The sequence below is a fragment of the Pseudomonas fluorescens genome, from assembly GCF_902497875.1.
Taxonomy (GTDB): domain Bacteria; phylum Pseudomonadota; class Gammaproteobacteria; order Pseudomonadales; family Pseudomonadaceae; genus Aquipseudomonas; species Aquipseudomonas fluorescens_BR.
Window position 1 is genome coordinate 202,263 of sequence record NZ_CABVHY010000008.1, and the last position, 21,529, is coordinate 223,791.

A 21,529-nucleotide genomic window follows, 5' to 3' on the forward strand; every position below is an offset into this window, starting at 1 on the left:
TCTATCCGGGCATCTGATGGGTCATCAACGGGAAATCGACAAATTTTCTACATCTGAGGCTTCATTATTCGGCGTGCTCATACGTCTTATTAACTGAGAGCACCCATCATTTTCCTGATCAGGCTCGGAAAAAGGAGTTTTTGCATGTACAACCAGCAACTGCCAATGGATGGTAACCAGACCCTGCACAGCCCTTCGCTGGGCAACGGCACCGGCGCCTTCGAGAAAAGTCTCGAGCGCCACGCCAATGACCGGATCCGGCTTGTGCTCAAAAGCTTCGGCCTGCGCACCAGCCTGATTCGCCTGAAGGTCATCGATGCGTTGTTGAGAGCCGCCCAAAGCGACCGTTCGCTTGGCGTGCGCGGTGTGCACAGTCATTTGCTGGAACTGGACATTCCGTTGTCCTTTCTCAGCGTGCGCGAAGTGCTCAAGCGTCTGAACAGCGAGGGCGTGATCACGCTCAATCCAGACAAGAGCTACAGCCTGCATCAACAGGCTGCCGCTTTACTTCACCGCAAAACCTGAAGCCCTGGTGCGCTCGATCAGGGCTTGACCTTGCGGCGCATGACGCCATTGATTACGACCACTATCACCGCCACCGCGATGGCGATGTACTGGAACATTTTCTCGGTGATCATCCCGACGTTCTGCAGGTAAGAGAGGCCAAACATGATCCCCAGCACCACCAGGGAAATCAGAATCGAGTATTTCAAACGTTGCGACTGGGTCATTGCGGGTTCCTGAGCCTGAAAAGGTGTGTCCGGATACGTGCCTGGCCCCTGCTTCTGTGCGGGGCCGGGTGGTTGCAAACGGCGTCACATGTTACCGCGCAATGAAACCCGCGTCCCATGCCTGAGCAGCTAAGCTTGACGCACCACCCACAAGGAGGTGTGTCATGGGTCAGCATCAGATAGCAGTGGAGCAGATCTGCAACCAACTCTATATCGACGCGGCGATCGATACCGTCTATGGCTATGTGACCCAGCCGGATCGCTGGCACGAGTGGCACCCCACCTCGCTGAGCGCCGAGACTGGCATCAGCGGTTCTTTGCCGGCAGGTCACCGGTTTACCGAAGTGATCGACCTGTTGGGCGTGCAAATCCCGATGAACTATCGCGTGCTGATCGCCCACCGGCCAGACGAATTCAAGACCCTGTTCAGCTCCGCGCCGGTAGACGGCAGTCTCCACTACCAACTTCATCGATGTGGCAGCGGCACGCTGTTCAAGCGCACGCTGCAGTACTCGACTCAAATGAACCTGGGCGGCCTGCGCCAACGGATGGTCGAATTGTCGGACACCGCCATGGGCAACCTCAAGAAAAGGCTGGAAGGCCGCGCTACCTGACAGATTTGTAATGCCCGCCTCAGTTGGCTGACAGCTTGAGCTGATTAGAGTCCGGACCCGCGGGCATCTCCGTATAACTTTGAAACACAAGCAGCCTTCTTTGTCGGTGAAAATGGTCAGAATGCCCTCGGCTGGAAGGCACGTAAGGTTCCAAGCCCCTTGAATACACTGATCGACAAGAGACTACCGATGAAAACCACACTGCGCCTGGCAGCCCTTTGCGTCCTGTTCATCAGCTCACTGGCCCAGGCCGCCGAGCTGATTCCGATCGATGTGCACCGTGATGCCAATTGCGGCTGCTGCAAAAAGTGGATCACTCATCTGCAAGACAACGGCTTCAAGGTCAACGACCATGTCGAAACCAACATGAGTGAAGTCAAGCAACGCCTCGGCGTCCCGCCGCGCCTGGCCTCGTGCCATACCGGCGTGATCAATGGCAAGTTCGTCGAAGGGCATGTACCCGCCGAACAAGTGCTGGCCTTGAGTAAACGCTCCGACCTGCTCGGTGTAGCTGCCCCAGGCATGCCCATGGGCTCGCCGGGAATGGAAATGGATGGCATGGCTGATGCGTATCAGGTCATCGGCTTGAGCAAAAACGGCACCGACGAAGTGGTAGCCGACTACCCGGCCCATTAATGCTTGCAGGTTACCTCGGGCTGTTCCTCGCGGCGTTCGGCGCCGCCACATTGCTGCCGTTGCAATCCGAGGCGGTGCTGGTGGGTCTGCTGCTCGGCGGCAAGCACCTGGCCTGGTTGCTGCTGTGCATTGCCATCACCGGCAATGTAATCGGCTCACTGGTGAATTGGTGGCTGGGGCGCGGCATCGAGCGATTTCGCGACAAGCGCTGGTTTCCGGTCAGTGCGCAATCACTGGAAAAGGCTCAACGGCATTATCAGCGATATGGTCACTGGTCATTGCTGCTCAGCTGGGTGCCGATCATCGGCGATCCTCTGACCCTGGTCGCAGGGGTGCTGGGCGAGCCGTTCTGGCGCTTTATGTTGATCGTGACCCTGGCCAAGTCCGCCCGCTATCTGGTGTTGGCGTGGGTGACCCTGGGCTGGATGCAGTGAACATTTTGAGCCAAAGGACTGTCAGTGGTTAATCCCGGCTTAATCGCGCCTTTGCAGCCTCGACGGTTTCCCAACGGAGTTCGCCCATGACCCGCTCACCTGCCCTCTGGCTGTCCGGCCTGTTGCTGACTACCGCTCTGCCCGCCTTCGCCGCTGAGGGCCCGGCCTACGGGCCAGAGCTTCAAGGCTTCGACTACCCCTACCCGGTCCAGCACTTCGCCTTCGAGTCCCAGGGCAAGTCCCTGCAAATGGGCTACATGGACGTACCGGCCAGCGGCAAGGCCAACGGTCGCAGCGTGGTGCTGATGCACGGCAAGAATTTCTGTGGCGCCACCTGGGACACCTCGATCAAGGCCTTGAGCGAGGCCGGCTACCGGGTCATCGCCCCGGACCAGATCGGCTTCTGCACCTCCAGCAAGCCGGACAATTACCAGTACAGCTTCCAGCAACTGGCGAGCAACACCCATGCGCTTCTGGCCAAACTCGGCATCCAGCAAACCAGCGTGCTCGGCCACTCCACCGGTGGCATGCTCGCCACCCGCTATGCCTTGCTCTATCCCGAACAGGTCGATCGCCTGGCGCTGGTCAATCCCATCGGCCTGGAAGACTGGAAAGCGCTCGGCGTGCCCCATCGCAGCGTCGATCAATGGTATGCGCGGGAATTGAAGGTGAACGCCGATGACATCCGTAACTACGAGCGAAGCACCTATTACGCCGGGCGCTGGAAGCCCGAGTTCGATCGTTGGGTCGATATGCTCGCCGGTCTGAACAAGGGTCCCGGGCATACCCAGGTGGCCTGGAACTCCGCGCTGATCTACGACATGATTTTCACTCAGCCAGTGTTTTACGAGTTCAAGAACCTGCAAATGCCGACCCTGCTGCTGATCGGCACCGACGACACCACCGCGATCAACAAGGACCTCGCCCCGGCAGCGGTCAAGGCGAAGATTGGCAACTATCATGTGCTTGGCAAAGAAGCCGCCAAACTCATCCCGCACTCGACGCTGGTGGAATTCCCAGGCTTGGGCCATGCACCGCAGATGGAAGAACCGGCGCAATTTCACAAGGCACTGCTCGGCTGGCTCAACACCCAAACCATCCGTTAATTGTGGCGAGGAGGCTGCCCCCGCCGGCCGGTCCGCGCTCGGGCGCAGCCGTCGTAAAACCGGCTGATGCGGTCTACCTGAATAACCGCGACTGACCGTTTCAGGGCCGCTTCGCGAACCAACGGGGCAAGCCCTGATGCCAGCCGTTACGCGAACCGTAGCAGCTGGCGAAGCCTGCGTTCGAGCGCGCAGCGGTCGCAAGCAAGCGATATGCGGTTCTCCTGAAAGGACAAAATTTGCCATTTCGCGACCTCTACGGGCTCGACCCCAGCCTTCGGCAGCTGCTACGAGAAATGCGTTAAGCCTGAAGAACTCAAGCCCCTCGCCACCGCCCTCTCGCCACAGGTCCAGCGCACCACAACAGTGCAACACATTTTCTCGCCGCCCCTCCATCTGGCAATCCCCTCACCTTTTTCGCGCAGCGAACAAAAAAAAATGTCCCTACTCAGTGCACCTGTAAAACTTTTATGGTAGCCAATCAGCTCACTGGGCATTTTGTCGGACAATTTTGCCAAACCGACCTTCCCCGCTCTAACTTCTGGCCTAGACTCAGTTTCTCGGGCGAAAACCGATCGGCCAGTTGCATAAAAAAAGTCGAAACTTTCTGCCCGGACGAAAGGTCAGGTTAAAGGTAGGCCGTAATGCTTGGTGCAATCCTTGCAACGGCCAATCCACTCTTTATAGCTTCAGCGTACTCGGTGCCATTCGCCCGGTTGCGTAGCGCTTATGCGCGTGGCCACGGGAGTTGGCCAACCCTATCTCTGGTGATTCGCCAGGAACAGCTTAATAAAAAAGGGGAAAGACAGATGATCAGTGCCGCTGTAGATACCCAGGGAGAACTTTCTCATCAGCAGGTCGATGATCCGGCGCAAATTCCGGTTCTCGCCACGGGTGGCAGGACGCTGCAGCCAGCGCTCAAGCACAATCCCAATAGAAAAAAAGTGCTGTTCGTCACTTCGGAAATTGCCGACCTGGTGAAAACCGGCGGCTTGGGCGACGTCTCTGCGGCGCTGCCCAGGGCCATGGCTCAACTGCATGATGTGCGAGTGCTGATTCCCGGCTACCCGCAGGTACTCAATAGCGAAAACCCGATCCATATCATCGGCGAGCTGGGCGGTCACGCGGCGCTGCCACCCTGCAAGATCGGGCGTATGGACATGCCGGACGGCCTGGTCATCTATGTGTTGATCTGCCCTGAACTGTTCGAGCGCGAAGGTACTCCCTACGGCGCCAACAACGGTCGCGACTGGCCGGACAACCACATCCGCTTCGCCCGCCTGGGCCTGGCCGCCGCCGACATCGCCGCCAACCTGGCGCAAATTCATTGGTGCCCCGACCTGGTGCATGCCCACGACTGGCCGGCCGGCCTGGCACCGGCTTATATGCACTGGCGCGGTCAGCGCACACCGACGCTGTTTACCATTCATAACCTGGCCTACCAGGGCGTGGTCAGCCTCGCCTCTTGCCCCGAGCTGGGCATTCCGGCCCATGCCCTGCAACAGGACGGCATGGAGTTCTACGGCAAAATGTCTTTCCTCAAGGCCGGCATGGCCTACTCGAGCCACATCACCACCGTCAGCGCGACCTACGCGCAGGAAATCACCACGCCGGCTTTCGGCTGCGGTCTCGATGGCTTCCTGGCCAGCAAGACCCAGCAAGGCCTGCTCAGCGGTATCCCCAACGGCATCGACGAAAGCTGGGAATCGGCCACCGATCCGCATCTGGTCTGCCCGTTCAGCATCGGTGACTGGGAGGGCAAGGCGGTCAATGCTGCCCATGTTCGCGAACTGTTCGGACTGGACGACAGCGAAGGCCCCTTGTTTGCCGTGGTCTCGCGCCTGGTGTACCAGAAAGGCCTGGACCTGACCGAAGGCGTGGCCGAGTTCATCGTCGCTTCGGGGGGCCAGATCGCGATCATTGGCCGTGGCGAGCCGGAAGAAGAACAAGCCATGCGTGCCCTCGCCCTGCGTTTTCCCGGGCAGATCGGTGTGCGTATCGGCTTCAACGAAACCGACGCCCGACGCATGTTCGCCGGCAGCGATTTCCTGCTGATGCCTTCGCGGTACGAACCGTGCGGCCTGAGCCAGATGTATGCCCAGCGCTTCGGTTCATTGCCGGTGGCACGTAACACCGGCGGCCTGGCCGACACCATTGAAAACGGCGTGACCGGTTTTCTGTTCGACGAATCCACGGTGCCCAGCTATCAAGAGGCGCTGCAGCGCGCGTTCAAGATATTCGCCTACCCCGAACTGCTCAACGCCATGCGCTGCCGGGCCATGGCAGCGCCGTTCAACTGGTGCAAGGCGGTCGAACCCTACGCCGAACTCTACGAACAATTGGTGGCTAAAGCGCTGGGTAAAGCGGGCAAACAGTGAGGTCTTCCTAGATGCCGTTACGGACTCTGGAAACCTGGCCCCACGGCGCAATCATGCTGGATGCAGAGCACACCCGCTTTGCCTTGTGGGCGCCAGATGCTTTTTATGTCAGTGTCGAACTGGAAGGCGGCGAGTCGCTGCCGCTGTTACCCCAAGCCGACGGCTGGTTCGTGATACAAACCCGTTGCCCCGCCGGTACCCGTTACCGTTTCAATATCGATGGCGAACTGCAAGTGCCTGATCCGGCCACCCGCGCTCAGGCCGGCGACGTGAATTCACCCAGCGTGGTGGTCGATCCTCTCGCCTACCGCTGGCAGCACAGCACATGGCAAGGCCGTCCGTGGCATGAGGCGGTGATCTATGAGCTGCATGTCGGCGTGCTGGGGGGTTACAGCGAGGTCGAGAAACACTTGCCGCGTCTCGCCGCGCTGGGCATCACCGCGATCGAGTTGATGCCGCTCGCGCAATTCCCCGGTGACCGCAACTGGGGATATGACGGGGTTTTCCCCTACGCACCACAAGCCTCCTACGGTACGCCCGAACAGCTCAAGCAGCTGATCGACTGCGCCCACGGCCTGGGCCTGGCAGTTATTCTCGACGTGGTCTACAACCACTTCGGCCCGGACGGCAACTACCTGCATCGCTACGCCAAAAGCTTTTTCCGCGAGGACAAGCACACCCCGTGGGGAGCGGCGATAGACTTTCGCCGCCGCGAAGTGCGTGACTTTTTCATCGACAACGCGTTGATGTGGATTCTTGAATACCGCTTCGACGGCCTGCGCCTGGACGCGGTGCATGCCATCGATGATCCGGATTTCCTGCTGGAACTGGCACAGCGTGTGCGGCAACAGATCGACCCGCCGCGACATGTCTGGCTGACTCTGGAAAACGAGTTCAATCAGGCCAGCCTGCTGGAGCAAGGCTTCGACGCCCAATGGAACGATGACGGGCATAACGCTTTACATGTGCTGTTGACCGGCGAAACCGACGCCTACTACGCCGACTTCGCCGAGCAACCCACCGAGAAGCTTGCTCGCTGTCTGAGCCAGGGCTTTGTCTACCAGGGCCATACCACCCGCCACGGCACCGCGCGCGGCGAACCCAGCGGGCACTTGCCACCCAGCGCCTTTGTGCTGTTCCTGCAAAACCACGACCAGATCGGCAACCGCGCAATGGGTGAACGACTGAACCACCTGGCGCCCCCGCAAGCGCTGCATGCCGCCACCGTGTTGTTGCTACTGGCGCCGATGATCCCCCTGATGTTCATGGGCGATGAAAACGCGGTCAGCGAGCCGTTCCTGTTTTTCACCAGCCACCACGGTGAACTGGCCGAGGCGGTTCGCCAGGGCCGGCGCAATGAATTCGCCGCCTTCAGCGCCTTCACCGATCCACATAAACGCGAGCAGATCCCCGATCCGAATGCTCCCGAGACTTTTCACGCTTCCCGTCCGGATCTCGCTCAAGCGACTGCCGATACGCAACGTGCGACTCAGGCGCTGTACCGGCAACTGCTGGAAATCCGTCATCGGCAAATCATCCCACGCCTGCCCGGTGCCCAGGCACTCGGTGCCGAGGTCCTGGCCGAGGGAGCGCTCAGCGCGCGCTGGCGGCTGGGCGACGGCAGCCTGCTGCGCATCGACGTGAACCTCAGCGCCCAACCGCTGGTCCACTCATTACAAGACCTGGCACAGGTCCTTTTCGAATACCCGCAACAGGCATTTCGCCTACTGCAGCAGGGCACCCTCGCCCCGTACAGCGCGCTCGTCACTCTGACGGCGCCGCCCCCGACTGGAGAGCGCCCATGAGCGATACGCAACTGGAAATACTCGCCAGCCAAGCGGGCCTGGCAGTCGACTGGATCGATGCCAATGGCCGACCGCAAAAAGTCTCTCCCTCCGTACTGCGTGCAGTCCTCATCGGGCTCGGCCATCCTGCTTCGACGTCGCAGGAAATCGATGCCAGCCTGCTTCAGCTGCAACAAGTCCAACAGACCAAACGACTGCCACCGCTGTTGACCGCGGACTTTGGCAAGGGCCTCGATCTGGCGCACTACTTTGCCCCTGAAACACCCTGTGAAATTCACCTGGAAGACGGCGCCGTTCTGAACCTGAAACTGGATACCGAGGCCGTGCTGCCAGGGCTGGTTCCGGTTGGTTATCAAAGCGTCAGCATCGCCGGGCAACACTTCACCCTGGCTGTGGCGCCCAGCCATTGCTACAGCGTCGGCGATGCCGTCGACAGCCCGACGCCACGCGTCTGGGGGCTGAGTGTGCAGTTGTATTCGCTCAGACGTCCTGGTGATGGCGGCTTCGGCGACACCCTGGCCCTGGAAAATCTTGCCCGGGTCGCCGGCGAACGCGGCGCCGATGCCTTGGCCATCAGCCCCTTGCACGCCATGTTCAGCAGTGATCATCAGCGTTACAGCCCCTACTCCCCCTCCAGCCGGCTGTTTCTCAACAGCCTGTATGCCGCACCCGGAGCGATTCTCGGTGAACGGGCGCTACGCACCGCGATTGACGCCACGGGCCTGGCCGAAGAGTTGCACCAACTGGAGCAGCAGCCTCTGATCGACTGGCCGACCGCGGCCGACGCCAAACAACGGCTGCTGCGGGCGCTGTATGACGGCTTCTGCCAGGGCGAGCATCCATTGCATGAAGACTTCAGCAGCTTTCGTCACAGCGCTGGCGAAGCGCTGGAAAACCACTGCCGGTTCGAGGCGCTGCAAGCCGAGCGCGCAGCCCGCGGCGAAAGCCTGGACTGGCGCGAGTGGCCAGAACAGTGGCGGGACCCACGCAGTGCGGCACTGGCCGAGTTCGCCGAACAAAACGCCGGGGACATCGGTTTCTTTGCCTTTTGCCAATGGCTGATCGCCCGTTGTCTGGAGCGCGCGCAAACCGCGGCGCGCAGCAGCGGCATGGGTATCGGCCTGATCGCCGATCTGGCGGTGGGTGCCGATGGCGGCGGCAGCCAGGCCTGGAGTCGCCAGGACGAACTGCTCGCGGAGCTGACAGTCGGCGCGCCCCCGGACACGCTCAACCGTACCGGTCAGGGCTGGGGCATTTCGGCATTCAGTCCCGAAGGGCTGGTGCGCAACGGCTTTCGCGCGTTCATCGAAATGCTTCGGGCCAACTTTGCTCATGCCGGCGGGCTGCGAATCGACCATGTGATGGGCCTGCAACGTCTGTGGGTGATCCCCCGGGGCGCGCCACCGCGTGACGGCGCCTACCTGTATTACCCGGTCGACGACCTGCTGCGCCTGCTGACACTGGAGTCATTCCGGCATCAGGCGATCGTGCTTGGCGAAGACCTTGGTACCGTGCCGGATGGTCTGCAGGAAAAGCTCATCGCCCGTTCTATGCTCGGCATGCGCGTGCTGCTTTTTGAGCAGGACCACAACGTACGCTTCAAATCGACTCTCGAGTGGCCGGACAACGCCCTGGCCACCACCAGCACCCATGACCTGCCAACGCTCAACGGCTGGTGGCACGGCCGCGATATCGAATGGCACGTACGCCTGGGGCACACCGATGCCCCCGCCGAAGCCCATTGGCGAGCACATCGACAACGCGAGCGTGAGGGTTTGCGCCGGGTCTTGAGCAAGGATCCACAGAACTTTCGCGAAGAGTCCCACGAAACCGACCAGATCCTCGACGCCAGCACTCGCTTCCTTGGCCACACTCGTGCGCCACTGGTGTTACTGCCACTGGAAGATGCCCTGGGCATCGACGAACAGGCCAACCTGCCCGGCACCACCGACAGCCATCCCAATTGGTGTCGACGCTTTGCCGGCGATAGCAAAACATTGCTGGATGACCCGGATGCCGCACGGCGCCTGGAAATGCTCGCCTGCGCTCGCCAGCAAGCTTTCGAGCGTGACCGATGAGCGACCAGGTCCCTGCGCTGCGAGCAACCGTGCGCCTGCAATTTCATCGGGGGTTCACCCTGGATGATGCGGTGCCGTTGCTGCCGTACTTCGCTCGCCTGGGCATCAGCCATGTCTACGCCTCACCGCTGCTCAGTGCACGCGCCGGCTCAATGCACGGCTACGACGTGGTCGACCCGACCACGGTCAATCCCGAGCTCGGTGGCGAAGCGGCCTTGCGGCGTCTGGTCGACGCCCTGCGTCAACAGCACATGGGCCTGATCCTCGACGTCGTCTCCAACCACATGGCGGTGGGCGGCGCCGACAACCCCTGGTGGCTGGACTTGCTGGAGTGGGGACGGCGCAGTCCCTACGGCGAGTTCTTCGATATTCAGTGGCACTCCCCCGACCCGTTGCTTGAAGGCCAGTTACTCCTGCCCTTTCTGGGCAGTGACTACGGCATCGCGCTACAGGACGGGACTATCCCCCTGCGCTTCGATCCGGGACGCGGGACCTTTTATGTCGAGCACTACGACCACCGCTTCCCGATCTGCCCCACCGACTACGGTGAATTGCTCAACCCTGGCGATCAACTTGATCCCGAAGCCGCGCAACAGCTCAAGTCTCTGGCTGACCGTTTCAGCGCCCTTCACTACCTGTCCGACGCTCACTCCCTGGCGGCTGCGCTGCACCGGGACCTGCTCGAACTGGCCCGCCAGCCCGTGATCCAACAGGCCATCGAACACAGCCTGAGCCGCTACGACTCTCGCCAATCCGAAGGTCTCGAACGCCTGCACAACCTGCTGGAGCGGCAAAGTTATCGGCTGGCCAGTTGGCGCACCGCGGCCGACGATATCAATTGGCGGCGCTTCTTCGACATCAACGAACTCGGCGGTCTGCGGGTCGAGCGCCCGGTGGTGTTCGAAGCCACCCACGCGAAGATTTTCCAGCTGATCAGCGAAGGTCTGGTGGACGGTTTGCGCATCGACCATATCGACGGGCTCGCCGATCCGCGGGGTTATTGCCGCAAATTGCGTCGACGGGTCGATGCCTTGTCGCCTTCGCGGCATTTCCCGATCTACGTCGAGAAGATTCTCGGCCAGGGTGAAACCCTGCACACCGACTGGCGGGTGGACGGCACCACCGGCTACGAGTTCATGGACCAGGTGTCGCTGTTGCAACACGACCCGCAAGGCGCCGAAACCCTCGCCGAGCTGTGGAGCCGCCACAGCGAACGCCCCGCCGAATTCCTCCAGGAAGCGCTGCTGGCCCGTCAGCAGATACTCAACGGTTCTCTGGCCGGAGATTTCGAAAGCGTCGCCCAGGCGTTGCTGCAGATTGCCCGCGATGACTTGATGAGTCGCGACCTGACCCTGGGGGCAATCCGCCGGGCGCTGCAGGAGTTGATCGTGCACTTCTCGGTGTACCGGACCTACGTCAGTGCGCGTGGACGGGCAGCAGAAGACAACGTGTTCTTTCAACAGGCCATGGCCGGTGCCCGAAGTACCCTGGGCGAAGCCGATTGGCCGGTGCTCGACTATCTCGAACGCTGGCTCGGTGGCCAGCCCTGGCGCGAACGTCCCGTGGGCAGGCAACGCAAGATCCTCAAGCATGCCTCGGTGCGCTTTCAGCAGTTGACGTCGCCTGCAGCCGCCAAGGCGGTGGAAGACACTGCCTTCTATCGTTCGGCGGTACTGCTTTCGCGCAACGATGTCGGCTTCAGCACCGAACGGTTCAGCGCTCCGGTTGCGGACTTTCACCAGGCTTGCAGCCACCGCCTGGCAACCTTTGCCGATAACCTGCTGGCCACGGCCACCCATGACCACAAGCGCGGCGAAGATAGCCGCGCCAGGCTGGCCGTGCTCAGCGAACGCAGCGCCTGGTATGCCGATCAGGTCGAGCAGTGGCGAGCACTGGCCGCGCCCCTGCGCAGCAATCCCGGCGCGCCGTCGGCGGGCGATGAACTGATCCTCTATCAAACCCTGCTCGGCAGTTGGCCGCTGGAACTGCGCAGTGACGATACTCAAGCCCTCCAGGGCTATGCTCAACGTCTCTGGCAATGGCAGCAAAAAGCCCTGCGCGAAGCCAAGCTGCAGAGCAGCTGGAGCGCGCCGAACGATGCTTATGAACAGGCGACACAGACCTTCCTCGAGCGCGTGTTGTTGTCACCCGAAGGGCTTGAGCTACGCTCTGCCATTGGCAACGCCGCGCAATTGATTGCTCCGGCCGGCGCCTTGAACGGTTTGGCTCAAACCTTGCTGCGGCTCACGGTGCCAGGTGTCCCTGATCTCTATCAAGGCAACGAATTCTGGGACTTCAGCCTGGTGGATCCGGACAACCGTCGCCCGGTGGATTTCAACAGTCGGCAACAGGCATTGCACAGTGGTGTCGAGATTTCGCAGTTGCTGGAGAACTGGCGTGACGGGCGTGTCAAACAAGCGCTGATTGCCAAGGCGCTGGCCCGCCGCGCCGAACATCCGGAGCTGTTTCGGCGGGGCCGCTACGAGGCCCTGGAAGTGCTCGGCAACCAGGCTGAACGGGTGCTGGCGTTCAGCCGCGAAATCGAAGGTCGGTGGGCCGTGGTGATTGTTCCACGACTGCTGTCCGGCCTGCTGAAACTTGATGCGCAACCGCTGGTGTGCGCATCGGATTGGGGCGATACCCGGGTAAAACTACCATTTACCGCCTCCGGGCAAAATTTGAAGGGACTTTTTTCAGCCTGCGCAGTCACACACCACAAGGAGCTAATGATAAGCGCCGCGCTGGGGGACTTCCCGGTCAATCTCTTTATCCAAACTTGAGTTCAGTTCAGGAGCATAGCGATGAGTACCGACGACAAACGCATTCGTGAGTTTGCCTATCAAATCTGGGAATCCGAAGGTAAGCCCGAAGGCCAGGAAGCCCGCCATTGGGAGATGGCGCGCAAGCTCGCCGAGGCCGAAGCCCTGGTCCCTAACAAACAATCCAAAGCCAGTAGCACCAAGGCCAAATCCACAGCCAAGGCCAAAGCGCCCGCGGCTGCACCCGTAGTAACGCCACCGGGTGAGAAAAAAGCCGCTGCCGCGAAAAAACCACGAGCACCGCGTAAGCCAACGGCGGGCTGAACGCCTTGAATCGGTGAACTGAACACCCTTTGTGGCAAGAGTGTTTACTGTGGCGAGGGGGCTTGCCCCCGTTGGGTCGCGAAGCGGCCCCAAAACCGGAAACCGTATTTTATCAGGTAGAACGCGTCATCCGGTTTTACGACTGCTTCGCAGCCGAACGGGGCGGTGCGGCGTTCCGACAAGCCCCCTCGCCACAAGTGACCGCTCGACATCCGATTGTTGCCCGCAACCTGATCGCACTCTCGCTCACCACCGAAAAAAATGCATCGCTGATTCACCGAACGAACACGTTACTCATTTGCAGGAGCATCTATGACCACGCCAAAAAAAGCCGCGCCAGCGCCAGAACCTCAGGTCGAGGTCTCGCGCATCCGTGAAGGTTTGCCCTTTCCATTGGGTGCGACCTGGGACGGCCTGGGGGTCAACTTCGCTCTGTTCTCGGCCAACGCCACCAAAGTCGAACTGTGTGTGTTCGATGACGCCGGTGAAGTTGAACTCGAACGCATCGAACTGCCTGAGTACACCGACGAGATCTTCCACGGCTATCTGCCTGACGCCCATCCCGGGCTAATTTACGGCTACCGGGTCTACGGTCCTTACGACCCGGAAAACGGTCATCGCTTCAATCACAACAAGCTGCTGATCGACCCCTACGCCAAGCAACTGGTAGGCGAGTTGAAATGGTCCGAGGCACTGTTTGGCTACACCATCGGCCATCCAGACGCCGACCTCAGTTTCGATGAACGTGACAGCGCTCCCTTTGTGCCCAAGTGCAAAGTGATCGACCCGGCCCACACCTGGGGCCACGATCACCGTGTCAGCGTGCCATGGGACCGGACGATCATTTATGAGACTCACGTGCGTGGCCTGACCATGCGCCATCCCTCCGTCCCCGAGGCCGTGCGCGGCACCTTCGCCGGGTTGATGGTCGATGACGTGCTGGAACACATCCGCAAGCTCGGGGTGTCGACCGTGGAATTGCTGCCGATCCACGCGTTCGTCAATGACCAGCACCTGCTGCACAAGGGCATGACCAATTACTGGGGTTACAACAGCATCGCCTTCTTCGCCCCGGACCCGCGCTACCTGGCCAGCGGCAAGATCGCCGAGTTCAAGGAGATGGTCGCGCACCTGCACGAAGCCAATCTGGAAGTGATTCTCGACGTGGTCTACAACCACACCGCCGAAGGCAATGAGCAGGGCCCGACGCTGTCCATGCGCGGCATCGACAACGCCTCCTATTATCGGCTGATGCCCGACGACAAGCGCTTCTACATCAACGATTCCGGCACCGGCAACACCCTGGACCTGAGCCACCCCTGCGTGCTGCAAATGGTCACCGACTCGTTGCGTTACTGGGCGTCGGAAATGCACGTCGATGGTTTCCGTTTCGATCTGGCGACCATCCTCGGCCGCTATCACGACGGTTTCGACGAACGCCACAGCTTCCTCGTCGCCTGTCGCCAGGATCCGGTACTGCGCCAGGTGAAGATGATCGCCGAGGCTTGGGACTGCGGCCCCGGAGGTTACCAGGTGGGTAAATTCCCGCCGGGCTGGGTTGAGTGGAATGATCGTTTTCGCGACACCGTGCGCGCCTTCTGGAAAGGTGACGACGGCCAGCTGGCGGACTTTGCCGGGCGCATGACCGCTTCTGGCGAGATGTTCAACCAGCGCGGTCGCCGCCCCTACGCCTCGGTCAATTTCGTCACCGCCCACGACGGTTTCACCCTGAACGACCTGGTCTCTTATAACGACAAGCACAACGAAGCCAACGACGAGAACAATGAGGACGGCACCGACAACAACCTGTCCTGGAACCACGGCGTCGAAGGGCCGACCGACGACCCGCAAATCAATGAATTGCGCTTGCGCCAGATGCGCAATTTTTTCGCTACCCTGCTGCTGGCCCAAGGCACGCCGATGCTGGTGGCCGGTGACGAATTCGCCCGTACCCAGCACGGCAACAACAACGCTTATTGCCAGGACAGCGACACCGGTTGGGTTGACTGGAACCTGAGCGATGACGGCAAGGCCTTGCTCAAGTTCGTCAAACGCCTGATCAAGCTGCGCCTGGCTTACCCGATCCTGCGCCGCCAACGTTTCCTGGTGGGCAATTACAACGAGGATATTGGCGTCAAGGACGTCACCTGGCTGGCGCCGGACGCCAGCGAGATGACTATCGAACAATGGGAGGAAGGCCATGGCCGCTGCATGGGCATGCTGCTCGACGGCCGCGCCCAGGAAACCGGCATCCGCCGCAAAGGCGCCGACGCGACCTTGCTGCTGGTGGTCAACGCCCATCACGACGTCGTCAATTTCACCCTGCCGCAAGTACCTGAAGGCATTTTCTGGACCTGCTTGCTCGACACCAACCAACCCTCGATTCGCGGCCAGGAACGATTCGAATTCGATGACCAGTACTCAGTGACCGGGCGCTCGCTGCTATTGTTCGAACTGCAGCGTGAGGAAGAGGATTAACGACCGGCCTCAGGCCTTTCTCCAAGGAAAACTTTACCGATTATTCAGAGAAAGGCGACGTAACCCGAAGTATGGGCAATACTCAGCTCGCGGCAATCCAGGGTACGGAAAGCCGGCACACTTGCTTTGCACGTCGTCATCGACGTGCAGAGGAAGACTTCAAGCCATCATCCGGTCTGACGGCACTCACAAAACAAGGATGTGTCATCGATGAAATCCGTCTCGCTCCCCGATAGCAGCTTCCCTGCACAGGTGTGGAACAGCGCGCTGCAGCTGGACAATATCCCGGTCATCAATACCAGCACGCTGGTCCCGCCAGGCGCTCGCGTCGTGGTGATCGCCCCGCATCCCGGGGACGAAGTCGTGTCCTGCGGCGGTCTGCTGCAGTTATTGGCCAGCCTTGGGCATCCCCTGCAACTGATCTCGATCACCGATGGCAGTGCCAGCCACCCGGGCTCGAACCTGTGGTCGGCCAAGCGTCTGAGCGTGTTCCGCCCACAGGAAAGTGTCGAAGCCCTGAGGCGCCTGGGATTGCCCATGCACAGCCTGAAGTGGATCCGTGGCGGTTTCACCGACAACGCGCTGGCCGAACAGGAGCAGCAACTGACCCAGTTCATTGCGCGTTATCTACGCCCCGGCGATGTGGTTTTCAGCATCTGGCGCGAGGACGGCCATGTCGACCATGATGCGGTCGGTCGGGCCACCGCCCGAGCGGCTGCAATGGTCGACGCGCATCTTCGGGAAATCCCCCTCGGGGCCTGGCACTGGCCGGCTCGCGAGCAAGGACTGATTCCCTGGCAGCGGGCGCGCAAGATACGCCTGGACAGCTGGACAGTGGCCCGCAAAAGCCATGCGACCCATGCCTATGCCAGCCAACTGGACGGCGAGCCGGCCATCGGTATCGCGCCGATGCTCTCACGGCCGGTTCTGGAGCGCTTGCGTCTGCCCTACGAAATCGTATTCCTGTAAGCGTGGGAGGTTGATCAACGGTCCGAAACTCTGAACTGCCGGGAAAAGTATCAGTCGCATAGGTAACCGGCCTTGATTCAGAGGAGTGACCGTGACCAGCGACTCAGACAGGTTTCCTGTCAACCCGGCAGCACTGGAAAACGCTCCGGCGATCCATCGCCTGAGAGTCCTGACAGTCAATACTCATAAGGGCTTCACCGCCCTCAATCGGCGCTTTATCCTTCCGCAATTGCGCGAGGCCGTTCGCAGCACCTCGGCGGACCTGGTGTTTTTGCAAGAGGTGTTAGGCGAGCACGACCGCCATGCCTCGCGCTTTGACAACTGGCCGCAACAGTCCCAGTACGAGTTCCTCGCGGACAGCATGTGGAGCGACTTCGCCTATGGCCGCAATGCGGTCTATCCGAACGGCCACCACGGCAACGCGCTGTTGTCGAAATACCCGATCCGCCATCACCGCAATCTCGACGTGTCGATCACCGGCCCCGAACGTCGCGGGCTGCTGCATTGTGTGCTGGAGGTGCCGGGGCATACCGAAGTGCACGCGATCTGTGTACATTTGAGTCTGCTGGAAAGCCACCGCCAATTGCAGCTGGCCCTGCTCGGCCAACTGTTGGAATCATTGCCCGAGGAAGCACCGGTGATCATTGCCGGCGACTTCAACGATTGGCAACTGCAGGGCAACGCCACCCTCGCCCGGCATAACTACCTGCACGAAGCGTTCGAACGCTACCATGGGCGTCCGGCCAAGACCTATCCCGCGCGTTGGCCACTGCTGCGCCTGGACCGCATCTACCTGCGCAATGCCAGCAGCCACCAGCCGAAAATCCTCAGCCACAAGCCCTGGCCCCATCTCTCCGATCACTTGCCCCTGACGGTGGAAGTGCATCTCTGAGCGCCTGAAATCCGGCCTCCGATATCACGATTCCCTGCCCCACACAACTGTCAGATCTGACAGTACCGCTTGTCAGCTGCCTGATCGTCAGTCAATAAAAGCGACTAATACTTTGCTTGCCTGAAGGAACAGACGTTTGTCAGTCCATTAGTGCAGAACCTTCAAATCAGCCATGAGTTTTGTTGAATGTCTGCGGCATGATTTCACCCCAGGAAGTCTAAAAAAAACCAAGGATCCGGATTTATCATGAATCGCCAAAATCAACTCTTTAAGTCACTATCGACAGCTTTATCAGTGACCGGCTCATTGCTCATGCTCTCCTCTGCACCGGCCCAAGCGGCGTGCACACTCACGCCCGGAGTCGGCAATGACAACCTTACCTGTGACAGTGGCAGCAACGGCCCACTCACCGATCTGGCGGGCAACAACAGCCTGACCTTTCCCGCCAACGGCACGGGCAGCATCAACGGCATTGTCAACTTCGGCGCAGGCAACGATCGGGTGCTGATGGATTCGGGCACGATCACTGGCGCTCTCAACCAGGGTGATGGCCGCGATACCTTGCAGATCAGCGCCGGGCAAATCACCGGTGCGGTCAGCCAGGGCAGTGGCATCGATGATTTCATCATGAGCGGCGGACGCATCCAGTCCCTGGCCCAGGGCGATGGCCTGGATACGTTCCTGATGACTGGCGGCACCATCGTCGACGCCTTCGAGGACGGCGACTTCGCGAAGATGACCGCCGGTATCATCGGCCGGGTTAACATGAAACTCGACGACAATACCTTCGACCTGTCGGGGGGAGAGATACTTGGCAATCTGGTCACCGGGTTCGGCACCGACACCATCATCGTCTCCGGCGGCAGGATTGGCGGCAATGTCAGTGTCAGCGGTGGCGACGACAGCATCACGGTCAGTGGCGGAGTCATTGCAGGGCAAATACGCGCCAGCGGCGGCAATGATAGTTTCACCTGGAAGGATGGCGGCCAGATCCAGTCCGCCATCCTGATGGGCGATGGCGACGATAGCGCGCGACTCGGCAACCTGAATGAAAGCGTCCTGTCCTCGACCCCGTCTCTGGATGGTGGCTTGGGCAATGACCGTCTTACCTTCGATAACAGCAGCTCTACTGGCGCGGCGCGTTATGTCGGCTGGGAGTCTGTCGAGCTGACCAACAACTCACGCCTGGGTCTGGCGGGTGATTTTTTCCTGGGCGACAGCGCAACCGGAACAGGTGTCTTCGCCATCGACGGCGGCAGTGCCCTGGCGGTGACCCAAGGCAGCATCCGGCCCTATACCTCCGGCCAGTTGGCCACCCTCAGCAACGCCGGTGTCATCGATATGACAACTGGCAGCAGCAGCGCGACAGACTCACTGACCATACACGGCAACTATGTCGGCAGTAACGGTCAATTGCTATTGCAAACCGTACTCGGCGAAGACAGCTCAGCCAGCGATAAACTGCGGGTGTCTCAAGGCACCATCAGCGGCCATACACAGCTTGGCATCAGTAACCTCGGCGGGCTGGGCGGGCTGACCCGGCAGAACGGCATCGAGGTCATACAGGCTCAAAATGGTGCCACCAGCAGCAGCGATGCCTTTGCATTGAACCGCTCGGTTTCCGCCGGCGCCTACCAGTATTATCTGTTCAAGGGCGGCGTCACGGCCGGCTCGGAGAACAACTGGTACCTGCGTTCATCGGTCGTAGCCGTAACACCGCCGGCCATCGCGCCTGTAGCTCCGCCGCCACCTGCGGTGCCACCTGCACCTCCAGTCGTACCACCCGTTTCGCCCACCGTCGATCCGGATGAGCCGCCAGTCGAGCCCCCCACAGCCCCGGCAGTGGCGCCTGTTGCACCGCCGGCCCCGGCACCTGCGCAGGTAGCTGCCCGGACCTCGCCGGTGCCGGCCATGACGACACCGCCATTGCCCACTGCGGCAGCCGGTGCCGATCCGATCCCACTGTATCGTTTGGAAGTACCGGTGTATTCAGTGGTGATACCCGCCGCCCAAGTGATGACCTTACAAGCCCTCGGCACCTTCCATGATCGCCAGGGCGAACAAAGCCTGCTGACTGAAACCGGAGCGGTTCCCGCGGGTTGGGCTCGGGTCTATGGCAGCGACTTCCAGAAGAGCTGGTCAGGAACAGTGACGCCGCGTTTCGACGGCTCGCTCAAGGGTTTCCAGATCGGCCATGATCTCTATGCATCGCAAACCAGCGGTGGGCAAATCCAGCGTGCAGGCTTCTTCGTTGGTCAGAGCCGACTTCAGGGTGATGTCGATGGTTTTGCAGAAGGCTTCCAAGACCGACGTGCTGGCAGGGTAAAGCTCGACGGCGACCACTTTGGCGCCTACTGGACCCTGACCGACCGAGCCGGCTGGTACGTGGACGCGGTCGCCATGGGCACCCGCCTGGAAGGCCATAACCGCTCGAATCGCGGCGTAAAAATGGACACTGAAGGCCATGCCTTGACGCTCTCGCTCGAAGCTGGATATCCGATTGCCGTTTCCGCCAACTGGGTGCTCGAGCCGCAAGTTCAGGTGATCAACCAGCATATTGATCTGGACGATCAGCACGACGGTATTTCCGATGTGTCGTTCGACTCCCAGGATTACTGGACGGGTCGGCTGGGAGCCCGGCTCAAGGGTCGTTACCAGGTGCGGAACATGCCCATCGAACCCTATCTGCGAGCCAATGCCTGGCGGACCTTTGGTGGTTCCGACACGGTGACCTATGACGGTATTGACCGGATCAAAAGTGAACACACAGCGTCCACCGCAGACCTTGGCGTGGGCATTGTCGCCAAGCTGTCATCCGCCATCAGCGTCTACCTGGCTGCGGACTACAACACCAATCTGGATGGCAACCCGCTGGAGGGGGTCAGCGGTAACGTGGGAATTCGGGGGAGTTGGTAATCGCGTAGCCAGCTAACGAAAGCCTCTAAACCGGGGCTTTCAAGATGATTGCGCGTGCAAACAAGAACTTAGAGAAAGCTTAAATATCAAATATTTGACGCTCTTAAAATAACGCTACCGCCCATCATTCAACTTCTTGACGCGGGGTCTGCGGTCTTCTTAGCTTCACTTTACTACCCCCGGAAATACCATCCGGGGCAAGCCTCGAAACTCCTGCGCAAGCGGGCGGGTGGGCTTTGCCTCATTGAATTCGGTCGCCCCTCATTCGGGGTAGGAGAGACGCCATAGCGGGATAAGGCATGCCATTGCAAGGTAGACCTCCATGAAAACTTCAATCACCCCACAAGAGATCAAAATCACCATTTGTGCCGTTTCGACTACGTTGTTGCTCTGTTCCTCCATGGAGGTTCAGGCAGGTAATGCCGAAGAGGAGTCGACGCCCTGGTATCGCCAGGACATTCCAGTGTTTACCTTGCCGACACCGGATTCGACCTTCACCGGACCTTACAGCTCCAACCCGCGCCTCGACACTCAGCCACTGACCATCAATGAAGCTGCCCCTGCCGCCTGGGAGCGGGTATATGGCCAGGCCTCCAGGCAGGCTGAAAGCGACTTCCTCACCTCGCAGTACGCCGACCACCTGTCCAGGGGACCGGCGCTCTACACCTTGAAAAATGACAGCGGGCACACCCAGCGTGTCGGCCTGGTCGCAGGTCAGAGCCAGTTCCAGGGCAACAGCAATGGCATGTTGACCTCGCGCACCGTCGCCGACCCGCGACATGACAGCCTGAACCTCGAAGGCCCGAGCATGGGTGCCTACTGGAGCCTGACCGGCCCGCAAGGCTGGCATGTGGATTTGACCGCGAGCGGCGGCCGGGTCAATGGCTTCAGCCGCAGCGAACAGGGCGCCCGGCAGGCCGCCGAAGGTAGTGCGGTGACGCTGTCGGTCGAAGGTGGCTTCCCCATCGGCATCAGCGAAAACTGGGTCGTTGAACCCCAGGCGCAGTTGATCAATCAACGGATCAGCCTGGACCCCATGAATGGCGGCAACGGCACCGCCTCGTCCAGCGATTTGACGTCCTGGAGTGGCCGGGTCGGAGCCCGCTTGAAAGGTAGCTACGAAATTCGCGGGCTGCCGGTCGAACCCTATGTGCGGACCAACTTGTGGCATACGGTGTATAGCGGCGACACGCTGAGCCTCGACCGTGTCGACAAGATCAGCAGCAGTCGCAAATCCTCCACCGTCGATCTGGGCCTTGGCCTGGTGGCCAAAGTCTCGCCCACCGTGAGCCTGTACATCAGCGCCGACTACAGCAGCGATGTCGACGACAACGACCTTAATGGTTTGATTGGCAGTCTGGGTGTGCGGATGCGTTGGTGAGGGTTTGCTTGTGGTGAGGGGGCTTGCCCCC

16 protein-coding genes are annotated in these 21,529 nt (G+C 60.6%); 15 read left to right on the forward strand and 1 reads right to left on the reverse strand.

Features of this window, described 5'->3' with window-relative positions:
* Positions 1-144: 144 nt before the first annotated feature.
* Positions 145-525 carry a fe2+ zn2+ uptake regulation protein gene (locus F8N85_RS10350; RefSeq protein ID WP_150803524.1) on the forward strand — a complete coding sequence of 127 codons (381 nt, stop codon included), beginning with the start codon at positions 145-147 and terminating at the stop codon, positions 523-525.
* A gap of 17 nt (positions 526-542) precedes the next feature.
* On the opposite strand, the gene F8N85_RS10355 is transcribed toward F8N85_RS10350, so the two are convergent.
* Entirely contained in the window at positions 543-731 is a 189-nt protein-coding gene (locus tag F8N85_RS10355; protein WP_150803525.1) for a hypothetical protein, read from the reverse strand.
* 164 nt (positions 732-895) lie between these two features.
* On the opposite strand from F8N85_RS10355, the gene F8N85_RS10360 reads away from it, so the two are divergent.
* The 14 genes from F8N85_RS10360 (at position 896) to F8N85_RS10430 (ending at position 21,498) form a co-directional block, all read left to right on the forward strand.
* The gene (locus tag F8N85_RS10360; protein ID WP_150803526.1) at positions 896-1,345 is read left to right on the forward strand and encodes an SRPBCC family protein; all 450 of its coding nucleotides are present in this window, start codon (positions 896-898) and stop codon (positions 1,343-1,345) included.
* 189 nt (positions 1,346-1,534) lie between these two features.
* Complete coding sequence (locus F8N85_RS10365) at positions 1,535-1,981, forward strand: DUF411 domain-containing protein (protein WP_150803527.1); 447 nt, start codon at positions 1,535-1,537, stop codon at positions 1,979-1,981.
* Positions 1,981-2,415: a YqaA family protein gene (locus F8N85_RS10370; protein ID WP_150803528.1), complete on the forward strand. Its 435-nt coding sequence runs from the start codon at positions 1,981-1,983 to the stop codon at positions 2,413-2,415. The genes F8N85_RS10365 and F8N85_RS10370 overlap by 1 nt, the downstream gene beginning before the upstream one ends.
* An 86-nt stretch (positions 2,416-2,501) precedes the next feature.
* Positions 2,502-3,521, forward strand: coding sequence for an alpha/beta fold hydrolase (locus F8N85_RS10375; protein ID WP_150803529.1), 1,020 nt, complete (start codon positions 2,502-2,504; stop codon positions 3,519-3,521).
* 806 nt (positions 3,522-4,327) lie between these two features.
* Positions 4,328-5,896 (forward strand): glycogen synthase GlgA, encoded by a 1,569-nt coding sequence (glgA, locus tag F8N85_RS10380; protein ID WP_150803530.1) that lies wholly within the window; start codon positions 4,328-4,330, stop codon positions 5,894-5,896.
* Between the two features lie 11 nt (positions 5,897-5,907).
* On the forward strand, positions 5,908-7,701 hold the full coding sequence (gene treZ / locus F8N85_RS10385; protein ID WP_150803531.1) for a malto-oligosyltrehalose trehalohydrolase: 1,794 nt from the start codon (positions 5,908-5,910) through the stop codon (positions 7,699-7,701).
* Entirely contained in the window at positions 7,698-9,779 is a 2,082-nt protein-coding gene (gene malQ / locus F8N85_RS10390; protein ID WP_150803532.1) for a 4-alpha-glucanotransferase, read from the forward strand. Before treZ ends, malQ begins: the two co-directional genes overlap by 4 nt.
* Positions 9,776-12,559 carry a malto-oligosyltrehalose synthase gene (locus tag F8N85_RS10395; RefSeq protein ID WP_150803533.1) on the forward strand — a complete coding sequence of 928 codons (2,784 nt, stop codon included), beginning with the start codon at positions 9,776-9,778 and terminating at the stop codon, positions 12,557-12,559. Before malQ ends, F8N85_RS10395 begins: the two co-directional genes overlap by 4 nt.
* 21 nt (positions 12,560-12,580) lie before the next feature.
* The gene (locus tag F8N85_RS10400) at positions 12,581-12,862 is read left to right on the forward strand and encodes a DUF2934 domain-containing protein (protein WP_150803534.1); all 282 of its coding nucleotides are present in this window, start codon (positions 12,581-12,583) and stop codon (positions 12,860-12,862) included.
* Positions 12,863-13,174: 312 nt separating this feature from the next.
* Entirely contained in the window at positions 13,175-15,340 is a 2,166-nt protein-coding gene (gene glgX, locus F8N85_RS10410; protein ID WP_150803536.1) for a glycogen debranching protein GlgX, read from the forward strand.
* Positions 15,341-15,550: 210 nt separating this feature from the next.
* A complete protein-coding gene (locus tag F8N85_RS10415; RefSeq protein WP_150803537.1) occupies positions 15,551-16,309 on the forward strand; it encodes a PIG-L deacetylase family protein in 759 nt (252 codons plus the stop codon).
* A 91-nt stretch (positions 16,310-16,400) separates the two neighbouring features.
* On the forward strand, positions 16,401-17,201 hold the full coding sequence (locus F8N85_RS10420) for an endonuclease/exonuclease/phosphatase family protein (protein ID WP_150803538.1): 801 nt from the start codon (positions 16,401-16,403) through the stop codon (positions 17,199-17,201).
* A gap of 312 nt (positions 17,202-17,513) precedes the next feature.
* Complete coding sequence (locus F8N85_RS10425) at positions 17,514-20,117, forward strand: autotransporter outer membrane beta-barrel domain-containing protein (protein WP_412072485.1); 2,604 nt, start codon at positions 17,514-17,516, stop codon at positions 20,115-20,117.
* Positions 20,118-20,439: 322 nt separating this feature from the next.
* Positions 20,440-21,498, forward strand: coding sequence for an autotransporter outer membrane beta-barrel domain-containing protein (locus F8N85_RS10430; RefSeq protein WP_150803540.1), 1,059 nt, complete (start codon positions 20,440-20,442; stop codon positions 21,496-21,498).
* Positions 21,499-21,529 lie beyond the last annotated feature (31 nt).

What these genes read in the sequence shown, in the direction of transcription:
- F8N85_RS10350 (WP_150803524.1), top strand. Translation starts at nt 145, where the DNA reads ATGTACAACCAGCAACTGCCAATGGATGGTAACCAGACCCTGCACAGC.
- F8N85_RS10355 (WP_150803525.1), bottom strand. Translation starts at nt 731, where the DNA reads ATGACCCAGTCGCAACGTTTGAAATACTCGATTCTGATTTCCCTGGTG.
- F8N85_RS10360 (WP_150803526.1), top strand. Translation starts at nt 896, where the DNA reads ATGGGTCAGCATCAGATAGCAGTGGAGCAGATCTGCAACCAACTCTAT.
- F8N85_RS10365 (WP_150803527.1), top strand. Translation starts at nt 1,535, where the DNA reads ATGAAAACCACACTGCGCCTGGCAGCCCTTTGCGTCCTGTTCATCAGC.
- F8N85_RS10370 (WP_150803528.1), top strand. Translation starts at nt 1,981, where the DNA reads ATGCTTGCAGGTTACCTCGGGCTGTTCCTCGCGGCGTTCGGCGCCGCC.
- F8N85_RS10375 (WP_150803529.1), top strand. Translation starts at nt 2,502, where the DNA reads ATGACCCGCTCACCTGCCCTCTGGCTGTCCGGCCTGTTGCTGACTACC.
- glgA (WP_150803530.1), top strand. Translation starts at nt 4,328, where the DNA reads ATGATCAGTGCCGCTGTAGATACCCAGGGAGAACTTTCTCATCAGCAG.
- treZ (WP_150803531.1), top strand. Translation starts at nt 5,908, where the DNA reads ATGCCGTTACGGACTCTGGAAACCTGGCCCCACGGCGCAATCATGCTG.
- malQ (WP_150803532.1), top strand. Translation starts at nt 7,698, where the DNA reads ATGAGCGATACGCAACTGGAAATACTCGCCAGCCAAGCGGGCCTGGCA.
- F8N85_RS10395 (WP_150803533.1), top strand. Translation starts at nt 9,776, where the DNA reads ATGAGCGACCAGGTCCCTGCGCTGCGAGCAACCGTGCGCCTGCAATTT.
- F8N85_RS10400 (WP_150803534.1), top strand. Translation starts at nt 12,581, where the DNA reads ATGAGTACCGACGACAAACGCATTCGTGAGTTTGCCTATCAAATCTGG.
- glgX (WP_150803536.1), top strand. Translation starts at nt 13,175, where the DNA reads ATGACCACGCCAAAAAAAGCCGCGCCAGCGCCAGAACCTCAGGTCGAG.
- F8N85_RS10415 (WP_150803537.1), top strand. Translation starts at nt 15,551, where the DNA reads ATGAAATCCGTCTCGCTCCCCGATAGCAGCTTCCCTGCACAGGTGTGG.
- F8N85_RS10425 (WP_412072485.1), top strand. Translation starts at nt 17,514, where the DNA reads ATGCTCTCCTCTGCACCGGCCCAAGCGGCGTGCACACTCACGCCCGGA.
- F8N85_RS10430 (WP_150803540.1), top strand. Translation starts at nt 20,440, where the DNA reads ATGAAAACTTCAATCACCCCACAAGAGATCAAAATCACCATTTGTGCC.